The organism is Pseudomonas sp. AMR01 (genome assembly GCF_041946035.1).
GTDB classification, from domain to species: Bacteria; Pseudomonadota; Gammaproteobacteria; order Pseudomonadales; family Pseudomonadaceae; genus Aquipseudomonas; species Aquipseudomonas antarctica_B.
Genome location: NZ_JAUTYR010000065.1, coordinates 1 through 11,766, shown reverse-complemented (window position 1 = coordinate 11,766; position 11,766 = coordinate 1). Strand labels below are relative to the sequence as shown.

12 protein-coding genes are annotated in these 11,766 nt (G+C 59.7%); 2 read left to right on the top strand and 10 right to left on the bottom strand.

Translation table 11 applies throughout. From position 1 onward, the window contains the following. Positions 1 to 260: 260 nt before the first annotated feature. The 4 genes from Q7C20_RS26085 to Q7C20_RS26070 are packed head-to-tail and all read right to left on the bottom strand — an operon-like array spanning position 261 to position 2,107. Positions 261 to 755 (bottom strand): periplasmic heavy metal sensor, encoded by a 495-nt coding sequence (locus tag Q7C20_RS26085; protein WP_375071105.1) that lies wholly within the window; start codon positions 753 to 755, stop codon positions 261 to 263. Then, positions 752 to 1,183 (bottom strand): hypothetical protein, encoded by a 432-nt coding sequence (locus Q7C20_RS26080; RefSeq protein WP_375071104.1) that lies wholly within the window; start codon positions 1,181 to 1,183, stop codon positions 752 to 754. The genes Q7C20_RS26085 and Q7C20_RS26080 overlap by 4 nt, the downstream gene beginning before the upstream one ends. Then, positions 1,180 to 1,758, bottom strand: a complete 579-nt coding sequence (locus Q7C20_RS26075) for an RNA polymerase sigma factor (protein WP_375071103.1) — start codon at positions 1,756 to 1,758, stop codon at positions 1,180 to 1,182. The genes Q7C20_RS26080 and Q7C20_RS26075 overlap by 4 nt, the downstream gene beginning before the upstream one ends. 37 nt (positions 1,759 to 1,795) lie before the next feature. Further along, a complete protein-coding gene (locus tag Q7C20_RS26070) occupies positions 1,796 to 2,107 on the bottom strand; it encodes a YXWGXW repeat-containing protein (protein ID WP_375071102.1) in 312 nt (103 codons plus the stop codon). 226 nt (positions 2,108 to 2,333) lie between these two features. Here Q7C20_RS26070 and Q7C20_RS26065 point away from each other — a divergent pair, with 226 nt between their 5' ends. Beyond that, positions 2,334 to 2,474 (top strand): hypothetical protein, encoded by a 141-nt coding sequence (locus tag Q7C20_RS26065; RefSeq protein ID WP_348062440.1) that lies wholly within the window; start codon positions 2,334 to 2,336, stop codon positions 2,472 to 2,474. A 357-nt stretch (positions 2,475 to 2,831) separates the two neighbouring features. Here the strand turns inward: Q7C20_RS26065 and Q7C20_RS26060 are convergent, their stop codons facing one another. From Q7C20_RS26060 to Q7C20_RS26035, 6 genes are all read right to left on the bottom strand, one after another. Continuing rightward, positions 2,832 to 3,089 (bottom strand): hypothetical protein, encoded by a 258-nt coding sequence (locus tag Q7C20_RS26060; protein WP_375071101.1) that lies wholly within the window; start codon positions 3,087 to 3,089, stop codon positions 2,832 to 2,834. A gap of 4 nt (positions 3,090 to 3,093) precedes the next feature. Then, positions 3,094 to 3,291 carry a hypothetical protein gene (locus tag Q7C20_RS26055; protein ID WP_375071100.1) on the bottom strand — a complete coding sequence of 66 codons (198 nt, stop codon included), beginning with the start codon at positions 3,289 to 3,291 and terminating at the stop codon, positions 3,094 to 3,096. A 181-nt stretch (positions 3,292 to 3,472) separates the two neighbouring features. Next, positions 3,473 to 4,381 carry a helix-turn-helix transcriptional regulator gene (locus tag Q7C20_RS26050; RefSeq protein WP_375071099.1) on the bottom strand — a complete coding sequence of 303 codons (909 nt, stop codon included), beginning with the start codon at positions 4,379 to 4,381 and terminating at the stop codon, positions 3,473 to 3,475. Between the two features lie 36 nt (positions 4,382 to 4,417). Then, entirely contained in the window at positions 4,418 to 5,113 is a 696-nt protein-coding gene (locus Q7C20_RS26045; protein ID WP_375071098.1) for a fumarylacetoacetate hydrolase family protein, read from the bottom strand. A 122-nt stretch (positions 5,114 to 5,235) separates the two neighbouring features. After that, a complete protein-coding gene (locus tag Q7C20_RS26040) occupies positions 5,236 to 5,565 on the bottom strand; it encodes a hypothetical protein (RefSeq protein WP_375071097.1) in 330 nt (109 codons plus the stop codon). A gap of 171 nt (positions 5,566 to 5,736) precedes the next feature. Next, positions 5,737 to 8,229: a TonB-dependent siderophore receptor gene (locus tag Q7C20_RS26035; RefSeq protein ID WP_375071096.1), complete on the bottom strand. Its 2,493-nt coding sequence runs from the start codon at positions 8,227 to 8,229 to the stop codon at positions 5,737 to 5,739. A gap of 253 nt (positions 8,230 to 8,482) precedes the next feature. Here Q7C20_RS26035 and Q7C20_RS26030 point away from each other — a divergent pair. Next, positions 8,483 to 11,766 (top strand): DUF6531 domain-containing protein (locus Q7C20_RS26030; RefSeq protein ID WP_375071095.1); only part of this gene is annotated, 3,284 nt, incomplete at its 3' end.

The window sequence follows — 11,766 nt, the reverse complement described above, 5'->3', positions numbered from 1 at the left end:
GAGTGGTGGGGCGAAGACCTTTTGGTTACTTTTGGGGCGTTTGCCAAAAGTGACCCGCTGTAAGAGCGGAACCATAACTAGCCGTTACCGCAGCAATGGATATGTACTCCCTCCAAAACAGGTGCCCGCCACAAAGGACGCGATGACTTCGCCGCAGCCTTCGCAGCCTCGCTAAAGCTCGACAGCTCCCACAGGGAATCTCCTTGGCTCAAACACAGCGCTAACGCTGAAGAGCGCACCTGGCATGCAGGCTTAACAGCTCAAGACCGAGGTTTATTCCCCACCGTCTGAGTAAACTTCTCTTTTGCTCTGACCTGCCCACGCTGATACAGCGCCTCCACCAGCTTCTGCCGCTCATCCTGCGGCAAGTTACTAGCAAACTGCGCCAGCGTACCGTCCACCAACGCCCTGAGCGCCACGTCAGCCTCCCGCGCCTTGGCCAATTCACTCACCAACACATCGCGATCCAACGTCGGCGCTTCCAGCTGCTTGATCACCCCCATGCGCGCCTCGCGACCGGCCATGATCAACGGCTGGCTCTCAGCGCGGTTATGCCGCAACAACACACGCAACTCCTTACGCCGCTCCTCCGGCAACTTGACCATCGCCTGGCGCAACCCGTGCTGGTTCACCACCGCCTCGGCCGGCTTGGCAGCCGCCATCCAGCGATACAGGCCACCGCCCACACCGCCGATCAAGAACACGTTGAGCAACACCGAAACAACCAACCAAGGTTTAAGGGATCGTGCGGTCATTGCTCGGTTTCCTCAGCGTTAACGGTAAAGACGACATCGGCGTCGCCCTGGTCGAAGACGCTGGGCAGCACTTCGGTTGACAACATCGGCAACGGCACGCTCAACGACGCCACCAACACCCCGGCGGCAATGCCGGCAATGCCCACACCGACCAACCCCGCGGGCGATAACCAATTGGCATAGCGCGACCAGAATGACTGACGTCGCGGTGCCGACTGGCGAATCTGCCGCGCCAGTGCCGGGTCGGCGAACGCGAGTTGATAACTGTCCAACTGGCCGTCGAGCCAGCTCGCCTCGCGTAACGCCTCACGGGCGCTGGGGTTGCCGCTGTCGAGCAACGCTTGGGCCCCAACCCGCTCAGCGATGGGCCAGCGATCCAGGCTGGCGCCATAAGCTGAGGCCAAATGCACAAATCGTTCAGGTGTCATGGTTTTCCCCTTCCCTGGCGGGCGAGCCTGGGTGTGTCGGCAAGTTGACTGCGCAACTGGCGTCGGGCCCGCGACAGCAGGCTCTCCAGTGCCTCGACGCTGATGTTCATCAGGGCCGCGGCGTCGATGTTCGACAGCTCCTGGTAGTACTGCAGCACAATGGCTTCGCGCTGGCGCTCGGGCAAGGCCGCCACGGCGGCGGCCATCCTCGCACTGCGGTCGGCGGTTTCCAACTGGTCTTCCGGGGACGGCGCGCTGTCCGCCAGCTCAAGCACCTCGTCCTCATCCAGCGGGCGTTCCTTGCGTCGGCGCAAACGGTCATGGCACAGGTTGAGCGCCACGCGGTGCAGCCAGGTGTCGAAACGCGCTTCGCCCGGCCGCCAGTTGGCGGCGTGGCGCCAGATCCGCAGAAAACTTTCCTGGGCCACGTCCCTGGCTTCGTCGGCGTCGCCCAGCAGTCGACCGGCGAGCGCAAGCAGGCGCGGCAGCTTGCGCGTCACCATTTCGTTGACCGCTGCGGGTTCGTTGTTGCCGATACGCGCCAGTAGCTCAACGTCCGGATCAGTGTCTTTCAATCAGGTCATTCCCGGGCCGCAGGTTAAGTGTCAGGTTTCAGCGGATCCAGTGCCCTTCGCGCCAGTACCAGTTCGGGCCACGAGATTCCCAGTGCCCGGGCTCCCAACGTCCGTTGCGCTCAACCAGCTGCCAGTGACCCGGCGTCCAGACGTAGGCTCCGCCCTCCCAACGCCAGTGGCCACGGTCCCAGGCGTAACCCGGGCGTTCGGCGGGGATCACTTCGACACGCTCCGGCGGCGGCGCCTGGCGAATAATCACTTCGGTCTGGGCAAAGCTTGGCGTGCTGACTAACGCGGTGAGGGCCAGCGGGATAAGCAAGGCGTAGCGCAATTTGGCCAGTAAGTTCATGGCAACTCCTTCAGATGACGGGCGAAAATGCCCGCCGCTGATGGGTTGAACGCTGAGTGCAGCAAAACCCGTCGCGAGAAAACATGAATATTTTCTCGGCGATGATTGAGGGGAAGTATTGCCCAGGGGCTCGCGACGCTTGATGAAATGTTTGAAAGCACTGCGACGGATTCAGGCACGTGGCGGCGTTCAACGATTAACGCAGCAACCACCCAGAGGAATCATCATGCCCCGTCGTCTAACCCTGCTTGTCGCCGCCCTGTTGATTGCCAGCCTCAGCGGCTGCGTGATTCTGCCGGAACACCGGCATTGCTGCTGGCGTTACTACGGCGCCGTGTCGACCCCGACAAGCACCGGGAATAGTTAACTCACCGACGCAAAACCTTGGCGCCGGCCTTGACCTCGCGCGGAGTTTGCCAATATTGAAGTTTGACGCCGAGGTCAAATTCCGGGCAAAAAAAATCCCAAGTAGCTGATGGAAACTTGGGATTTAAAAATGCATAAACCGTGGGAGGTAAACGCATGGCTATGGTACCGATTGTAAAAACCTGTAACAAGAATATTTTAATCCTTTCGTCGGATTAAAAGCCGCGTAAGTCATTCAATAGCCACACATTTTTTAAGGTTTCGAAAGGTATAAATGCCACTTTTTGGTGCAAGTTTCGATAACGACTGATGACACTTCGAGGCAGCATTCCCTTTATTAAAACAAGGGTATTGTTCATTAGGGCGCAGCTGTTTCGGAATAACGTTCAGTCAATTCCTTACACTCATCACTGGGCTCAAGGCTACCCGGTAACGCGGCGCGGGCAATGCTTTCAACTTGCCGACACAGCGTCAGTTGCTCGATGGCTTCGGTGCGCTGTCTATCGACCTGGGCATTGAGCCGCACGAAATAAACCCCGAGCAACATCGCGACGCAGACAACCCCGACCACGAAGTAGAGAGCGCTGTTGGACGCGGGCGGCTCTGGCAGTTTCATGGCGTTAATGAGCCTTGATCTTCTGGTAACGCACGTCTTCCCCGTCGACCGGGCCTGCCAGCGCCCAGCCCGAAAAAGCCGCCGAAGTGATGCCCATCTCAGCCAGTTGTTCGCGACTCAAATGATTTTGCTGCACAGCGGTGCGGATGGCGAAGAGCGAGTCGACATCGTCCTCGGTCGCCACGCGAATGAGCGTTTGCATACGAGCCTCCAGAGTGAAGGACGGGATTGTATGCAAATTGAAACACTGCATATGTCGTGGATTTGTAAAAACGGGGGGTTGCGGTGTAGAGAAGCTCGGCGAAGTATCCGAGATCCCCTGTGGGAGCTGGCTTGCCTGCGATAGCGGTAGATCAGGCGACATCCATACCGACTGCCTCGGCCTACAAGGTTTTCGCCTGTTGCTGACGACGAAACTGCCCCGGCGCCAGGCCATGGGTCTTGCGGAAACAGCGGGAAAAGTAGGCTTCATCCGTAAAGCCGCAACGCTGGGCAATCACGACGATCATCTGCGCACTGTTGAGCAATAAGGTGCGCGCCAATTGCATACGACGATCCAGAACCAGTTGGGAAAAAGGCTTTCCGGTTTCCTTGCGCAACAGATGGGTCAAGTAGTTCGGCGACAAGAAGGCCGCAGCCGCTGCATCAGTCAGATTAAGGGTGGGCTCGTGCAGATGCTCGCGGATATAACCCTGCACCCGCGCCAGCGCATCTTTGCGCCCACGTCGGGTGGCGTTGTTGGCGGCAAACGCCTGCAGCGGCTCGGCGTACCGCTCGCACACCAGACCAATCAGTTGAAACAAGTAGCCCTTGAGCCGCTCGCGCGCACCGAACGTGCGATGGGCATCCAGGCTGCGCATATGGGCCAGCCAGGTTTGCACTTCGTCGAACGCCTCATCGTCGAGAATGAAATCCAGCTGTTCCTGAAAACGAAACGGCGACAGCTCCGGCGCCTGGCCAATGGGGATGTCTTCCAGGTCCAGCGAGTCGCAAGTCAGTTGCGGCAGCAAAAACGCCTGGCTGAAGTTGATCAGCATGAACTCGCCATCCTCTGGATGGGGAATCACATGCAGGCGATGGGGCAGGATAAACGCCAGGGCTTTACGCGGAAACGGCCGCACGGCGCCACCGATATGTTGCACGGTATCGCCGCCGAGATTGATCTGGATCTGAAAGTATTCATGGCGATGGGGAGCGGTCAGCGCCGCCCGCCCGCGCTTGTCGCGGATATAGAAGTCGGGGCGGTCGCTGCGCTGTTCCATGCCATACGTGGTGACGCGGGTGCCGGGCATAACGGTCTCTCAAATGGCCTGGGCACCACTTTAGCCTCAACCCTCGCTGAGGGTGAAACTCAACTCGCCGATACCATCGATACCGGCGCTCACCACATCCCCAGGTTGCAACGCGCCCACGCCAGCGGGCGTGCCGGTAAAGATCAGGTCGCCAGCCTTGAGCGCCACGGATTTAGAGGCGTGGCTGATCACTTCGCTGACGGACCAGATCTGGTCGGCCAAGTCACCCACTTGGCGCGGCTCACCGTTGACCTTCAGCCAGATTTTCCCGCTGGCGGGATGCCCGACGGCACTCACCGGCTGCAAGGCATTGGTCGGCGCCGATTCATCAAAGGCCTTGGCCCATTCCCACGGCCGCGAGAGCTTTTTCGCCTGGGCTTGCAGGTCGCGGCGGGTCAGGTCGATGCCGACGCCATAACCCCAGACGTGGGAAAGCGCCTCGTCAGGGCTTATATCCACCCCGCCTTTGCCGATGGCCACCACCAGCTCCACTTCATGGTGCAGGTCGGCGGTCAGTGGCGGGTAGGCAATCACACCTTCGGCCGGCACGACGGCGTCTGCCGGTTTCATAAAGAAAAATGGCGGCTCGCGGTCCGGGTCATGCCCCATCTCGCGGGCGTGCTCGCTGTAGTTGCGGCCCACGCAGAACACGCGCCGCAGGGGGAAACGCGCGGCGCTGCCCTGAATCGCCAGGGATGGAGTGTGCGCGGGGGTGAATACGTACTCAGTCATGGCCTGTGCCTCTTCGTTTACCTGGCGCCAGTATGGCCAGCGGCGCCAAGGCAAAGTTGGACGGGATTACGCAGAATTTGCACTGGCCGGGGTTTTTCCAGGAGGTGCCAGCCTCACGCTAGTTACTTGCGCGCGACTTTGTAGCGCACGCAGTCCTGATAAAAACTCTGGCGAATGACTTCCGGCTTAACCCGCGAACGGCTGTCGTACGTCTGCTCGGTGATGCCCATGGCCATCATGTGCATCCACGATCTGTTGAATTTGATGGTCTGGATCTTCTGCCGGGCGGCATACAGCGACACTCCCGACAGCTTGAGTTCCTGAGCCCTGGCGGCGGTGCCGGCGCCCCAACTGCACATGTACTTGTCACCGTCGCGCAGCTCCCGTGCCTGTACGGCAGCCGCGCCACCCGCCAATGAGCAGGCGATCAGCATGATTCCAACAGTGCGCATTTGCTTCCTCACCTAACCACCTGAAAATAAAAGTGATTCTGGCGAGGATTTTGTTACAAAGGGGCCATTAAATTGCCTTATTTTCAGGCGTTTTTACTGTTCCTCACAACTACCCACCACGCCGCCGTTGATGGTGTTGTCCGAACGATATCGCCAAGGCCTTTGTTCATATCACCACTGGTAAGTCGCACTCGCCTGCACGGTGCGTTGCGAGCCATACCAGCACCACGAGTAGGAATAGCAGGAAGCCACATATTCCTTGTTCGCCAGGTTGGTGGCGTTCACTGCCAGGCGCAGGTTGTCCTGTGGGTTGGCGATGTTCGGGATGTCGTAATGCACCGCCGCATCGACCAGGGTGTAGCCCGGCACTTTCAAGGTGTTGGCGGTATCGCCCCAGGACGAGCCCACATAACGCGCGCCGGCACCCACGCCGAAGCCTTTGAGCCGGCCGTCATAGAAGGTGTAATCCGCCCACGCTGAAGCGGTATGGCGCGGTACGCCGTAAGTGGTGGTGCCTTCGACGGGGATCGCAGGGCCAGTACCGACGTCACTGAGCGGCGCATATTGCACGGTGCTGTTGGACTTGCTCGAACGGTTATCCAGGTAAGCGTAGGCCGCCGTGATGTCGAGGTTATCGTTCAGGCTGGCCTTGCCTTCCAGCTCAAAACCACGGGATTGCTGCTCGCCATCCTGAACACTGCAGCGGCCGTTGCCACACAGGTGCGTCGGGTCCGGGTCCATGGTCGGTACATTGCTCTGGCGCAGGTCGAAAATCGCGGCGGTGATAAAGCTGTTACTGCCCGGCGGCTGGTATTTGATGCCGATTTCATACTGCTTGCCTTCGGTGGGCTTGAACACCGTACCGCCATAACCGGTGCCCGATTGCGGGCTGAACGACTCTGCATAGCTGGCATACGGCGCCAGGCCGTTATCGAACAGATAGACCAGGCCCACACGACCCGTGAAGGCCTTGCTGTCCAGCGACGATTTGCTCTTGGCCCCGGTCTTGAGGGTTTTGGTGGTGCTGTCGGTGCTGGCCCAGTCGTAACGACCGCCGAGCAACAGCGCCCATTGGTCCCACTTTATTTGCTCTTGCAGGTAGACGCCGGTCTGTTCGCTGCGCGAGGTAGCGTCGGTGCTGAAGGCTGGCGTGAGCACGGGCGCGCCGTAGACCGGGTCAAAGATATCCAGGCTGGGGCCACTGTCATAACCTGCCTTGGTGTCGGTGCTTGTGTTTTGGTAATCGAGGCCCATCAATAAGGTGTGCTGCAGCGGGCCCGTGTCGAATTTGGCTTGCAACTGGTTGTCGAGGGTGTAGGCATCCATGTCGACATCGGTGGCGATGGTCGAGCGCTTGGACGTGCGGTAATCCGATTGCAGGTAGCTGTTGTAAATGCTGCGGTAGACGCCTTCGGCGCGCAGGTAACGGGCGTTTTGACGCACCGTCCAAACATCGTCGAAGTGATGCTCGAAGGCGTAACCGAGGGAGTAATGTTCGCGATCACTTTTCTCGAAGCTTTTTTCGCCGTCGTAAAAATCCACGTCGATCTTGCGCCCCGTGGGGCTGCGCAACACTGAACCCCAGGCCGGCACCGAACCGTAGGATGCGCCTTTGGGGTCCTTCTGGAAGTGCCCGAGCAGCGTCAACGAGGTGGCGTCGTCCGGGCGCCAGGTGAATGCGCTGGACAGCGATTGGCGTCGAGTCTCGGTGTGTTCAATCTGGCCGTCGGCATCGTCGAAAAGGCCGGCAACGCGGTAGGAATAGATACCCTGATCGTCGACCGGGCCGCTCAGGTCGAAGGTGGTGCGTTTCTTGTTGAAGGTGCCGTATTCCACGCCGACTTCATGAAACGGTGTGTCCAGCGGGCGCTTGGTGACCATGTTGATCACCCCGCTCGGCGCGCCTTGGCCGTACAACACAGACGCCGGGCCACGCAGCACTTCGACGCGCTCCAGGTCGAACGCATCTTTTTGCGGTAAGGCATCGCGGCTCGATGGCAAGCGCAGGCCGTCGAGGTAGGTGGCTGGGGCGAAGCCGCGAATGGTCAACTGGTCCAGACGCGACGCAGTAGCACCTCGGGTTTCCGGGACCACAGCGGCGCTGTAGCGCAGGATCTGGTTAAGGCTTTCTGCGTTCTGCGCGCGCATCTGGTCTTTGGTGACGATGGAAATCGACTGCGGCGTCTCGATCAGCGCGGTGTCGGTTTTGGTGCCCGACACGCTGCGCGTGGCCACATAACCCGCCACTGGTCCGGTGGGGCTCTCGCTGCGGTAATTGCCGCTGATGGTGGTGGCCTGCAGCTCCATGGCACCGCCGTTATCCGGGATGGCTTCGAGGCGGTAGCGGTCGTCGGAAATCTTCACCGCTTGCAAACCGCTGCCAGCCAGCAGTTGAGCCAGCGCCACGTCGGTGCCGTATTGCCCACTCAACCCGTTGCTGTGCTTGCCCCGCGCCAAACCCGCATCAAACGCCAGCACCAGCCCCGCCTGCTCCGCCAGGCTATTGAGCGCCTGGCTCAAGTCCCCGGCCGGGATCGAGAAGCGGCGCAAAGCGCTGCTGCTTTCTTCGGCGAAGGAAGGCTGGACGGCCAGCAACGGCACGCCCGCAAAGGCGAACGCCACTGACAGGGCCAGTGGATGCAAGGGACGAGAGAGGCGCGACATGGAAAATCCTGCAAATGAGAGGTTCTACTATCCATGACGGCCAGCTCTGAAAATCGGGCAAGGATGAGAGTAATTTTTATTTGCGCGGCTTTCTCGCAATGAGTCCGATCGCTTTTTTGTGTAGTCCTTGAGGTAACTTTTTCGCGCTTTCTTCCCACTCCACGTCGTCCCATTCTGATTTTTCCAACCGTTCATCCAGCCGCTTTTGCCTGCGGCAGACTCCGACGCCTCTCCCCTTGCCGAGACGTCACGGATGACCCACGCAGCCCACATCGCCGCTATCGAACACGAGCTCAATGGCTTTCATCAGAGCCTGGCGGAGTATCGCCAGCAAATGGGCGCCTGGTATTCACGCGCGCTGGACTCGGTCAGCCATGCCGCGAATTTGCCCTCGCTGCTGGGGATGGAGCGGATATTGCGGGTGGGCGACTCACAGACCTGCGTGAGTACAACCGATCCGGACGTTTTAGGCACGGTGGTGATGTGCCAGCGGGGCGGCGAGCTGAAGATCGAAAGTAAGTTCGAGTCGGTGTATGACGTGCCGATCGGCGATATCCCGGTTGAAGTGATCGGGCTGGATGACGGCAGTTCCACGGTGGTGATGCTCGATGAGCATGGCAAGGGTTCGCACCACTGCGCGGCCGGCGGGCGCTACCAAGTGCGGGTGCAAGGCGGCGTTTCAGAGGAACAAGTGGACGCGCTGTTTGCCTCATACGCCGGGCTGACGGTAGACCTGGAGCAGTGGCTGCGCGAGCAATGGAAAGAATTCAAACCGTATTGGCAACAGTCGACCGCCAGCGCAGTCGGCAGCGGTGTACTGGCGGGCAGTTGGGCGGCGATCAAGGAAGTGTGGGACAGCCTCAAGCTGGTGCAGGCGATTCTGGAAGACCCGTTGAAGTTCGGCGAGCAACTGGGTGATCAGGCGGCCAAGTTGGCGCAATTGGCTACGGACACGCCGAAGGTCATGGAACAGGCCATGCTGCTCGCCAGTGATGAGGCAGCGCTGTACCTGATGGTGCGCACGGCGATGCTCTGGCTGGACGCGCTTCCGCCGAGCCAGACGGCCGAAATGGCCGCTGGGTTTGTGGTGTCGTTGCTGATTGATCTGGTGATTGGCGCGGTGCTGACCATCGCGTTGCCGGCGGCGGGTGTGGCTTATCTGGGGTTGCGGCTGGTCAAGTACGGTGCGCGGATTCTGGATGCTGCGGTGGGCTTTGTCAGGAGCCTGCTCGGGATTTTGACGAAGTTCATGCAGGCGGTGGATCGCTACAAGGCAGTGGCGGTTCGCGGCGTGGTGGGCGGGTTGAAGCAAGGCGCGATGCAGATGCGCTGGCGGGCGCGGCAGAACGCGGTGCTTAAGCAGAAAGAGCATGTGGATGATGTTCCCTTGTCGGGAAAAAACCCTGCGGGCGACGCAGCCGCCTCGACTGATAAAACCGCTACCAACGGTTGTCCGGTGTCGATGGTCACCGGCGAGGAACTGCTAACACTGACCGACGGTACTTTGGACGGGATTTTGCCGTTTGAGTGGACGCGGTTATATCGCACCAGTGCGGTGGAAGTGGACTGCGGGTTGGGGTTTGGCTGGAGTCATTCGCTGGCGCAGCGGCTGGCGGTGGTGGGTGATCGAGTGGTTTGGACGGATCACGAGAATCGGATTACCGAGTTTCCGTTGCCTACTGCTGCACGACCGGCGATTACCAACAGTCTCGCTGAAGCTGCGATTTATTTGGGTTCGCTGCCTGATGAGTTGGTGCTGGCTCAAGACTCGCGGTTCTACCACTTTCGTGATGGTTCGCTGACAGCGATCAGTGATGCATACGACAACCGGCTGCGGATTTTTCGGGACCTGTTGGGACGGGTTGAGCGGCTGGATAACGGTGTGGGTCGTTCGCTGCTTTTGCGCTATGAGCATGGCCATATTGTTGCGGTGGACTATCAGGTTCATCGGGCTGACGGGCCTGGGCCGTTTGTTTGGGTTACTGAGCAGAACGTTGTTTCCTACAGCTATGACGATGCTGGACGACTGGCTTCGGCGACCAATGCCGTAGACGAAAGTGAGGTTTATCGGTACGACGAGCAGCACGTCATTCTTGAACGCCAGTTGGCCGGTGGGCCGAGTTTCTTTTGGGAGTGGGAACGGTCTGGAAAGACGGCACGGTGTGTTCGGCACTGGGCCAGTTTTTCGCAGATGGATACGCGTTATGCGTGGGGTGATGACCGCAGTGTCACGGTTCATAACGCTGATGGCAGCCAGGAAGTGTACGTGCACGATCAACGTGCGCGGTTGGTGCAGCGTGTTGATCCCGATGGCGCGCAGCACCTCAAATCCTATGACGACAAAGGCCGACTGACGGTTGAGCAGGATCCGCTGGGGACGGTGACGGCGTATCAGTACGACGAAGCCGGACGCTTGGTGGCGCTATTTCCCGGGGACGATGAGCCGACTTCCTACGAGCATGACAACGGTTTCGTACGGGTTGTGCGGCGTGGGGAGGCAGTCTGGAAGTACGAGCGTAATGATCAGGGCGATATCACGCGCAAGACTGATCCTGACGGCAGCGTCACGGATTACAGCTACAACAAACACGGGTTACTGACGGCTGTATTTCTCCCGGATCACAGCTGCTATCGCCTGATCTGGAATGAGCGCGGCCAGCTCATCAAGGAACAACTACCGAACGGCTGTGAACGGCGTTATCGGTACGACGATCTGGGTCGGCAGGTGACTCGCGAAGACGAGCGCGGGGAGCTCACGCTATACCGCTGGGATGCTGTAGGACGTTTACTGAAACTCACCCAGCCAGGCGGCGTATCGCGGGAATACAGCTACAACCCCTACGGAAAAATCACCGCTGAATGTGATGAACTGGGCCGCATTACCCGCTACGACTATGCAGATGGGCTGCACCTGATCAGTCGTCGCATCAATGCCGACGGCAGCCAGGTTAAGTATCGCTACGACAACGCGCGATTGTTGCTAACCGAGATCGAGAACGAGGTCGGCGAGACCTATGCGTTGCAATACCATCCCAACGGTCTGATCCAGCAAGAGGTTGGCTTTGACGGCCAGCGCACCGCCTACGTCTACGACCTCAATGGCAACCTGCAGGAAAAGACCGAATACGGCGACGATGGCAGTCAGCTAATTACCCGCTACACGCGAGACCACGCCGGGCGCCTCGTACGAAAAACCCTCCCCGATGGCAAAAGCGTCGACTACACCTACGACCGCCAAGGCAATCTGCTCGGCGTCAACGACGGCCACTGGGCGCTGGCCTACGAGTACGACACCCAAAACCGCCTCACCGCCGAACACCAGGGCTGGGGCACCCTGCGCTACGGCTACGACGCCTGCGGTCAGCTTAAAAACCTGCGACTGCCGGACAACAACCGGTTGGCCTTCAACCACAAAAAAGGCGGCGACCTCCAAACGGTTGAACTGAACGGCAGCGTCCTCACCACCCATACATTCGAAGCCGGCCGAGAACACCAGCGCGGCCAGGGAAAACTTCTCAGCAGCTATCAATACGACAA

Excerpts from the sequence above, each read along its gene's own strand:
- Q7C20_RS26035 (WP_375071096.1), bottom strand. The coding sequence starts at position 8,229 with ATGTCGCGCCTCTCTCGTCCCTTGCATCCACTGGCCCTGTCAGTGGCG.
- Q7C20_RS26070 (WP_375071102.1), bottom strand. The coding sequence starts at position 2,107 with ATGAACTTACTGGCCAAATTGCGCTACGCCTTGCTTATCCCGCTGGCC.
- Q7C20_RS26080 (WP_375071104.1), bottom strand. The coding sequence starts at position 1,183 with ATGACACCTGAACGATTTGTGCATTTGGCCTCAGCTTATGGCGCCAGC.
- Q7C20_RS26065 (WP_348062440.1), top strand. The coding sequence starts at position 2,334 with ATGCCCCGTCGTCTAACCCTGCTTGTCGCCGCCCTGTTGATTGCCAGC.
- Q7C20_RS26040 (WP_375071097.1), bottom strand. The coding sequence starts at position 5,565 with ATGCGCACTGTTGGAATCATGCTGATCGCCTGCTCATTGGCGGGTGGC.
- Q7C20_RS26050 (WP_375071099.1), bottom strand. The coding sequence starts at position 4,381 with ATGCCCGGCACCCGCGTCACCACGTATGGCATGGAACAGCGCAGCGAC.
- Q7C20_RS26085 (WP_375071105.1), bottom strand. The coding sequence starts at position 755 with ATGACCGCACGATCCCTTAAACCTTGGTTGGTTGTTTCGGTGTTGCTC.
- Q7C20_RS26055 (WP_375071100.1), bottom strand. The coding sequence starts at position 3,291 with ATGCAAACGCTCATTCGCGTGGCGACCGAGGACGATGTCGACTCGCTC.
- Q7C20_RS26060 (WP_375071101.1), bottom strand. The coding sequence starts at position 3,089 with ATGAAACTGCCAGAGCCGCCCGCGTCCAACAGCGCTCTCTACTTCGTG.
- Q7C20_RS26045 (WP_375071098.1), bottom strand. The coding sequence starts at position 5,113 with ATGACTGAGTACGTATTCACCCCCGCGCACACTCCATCCCTGGCGATT.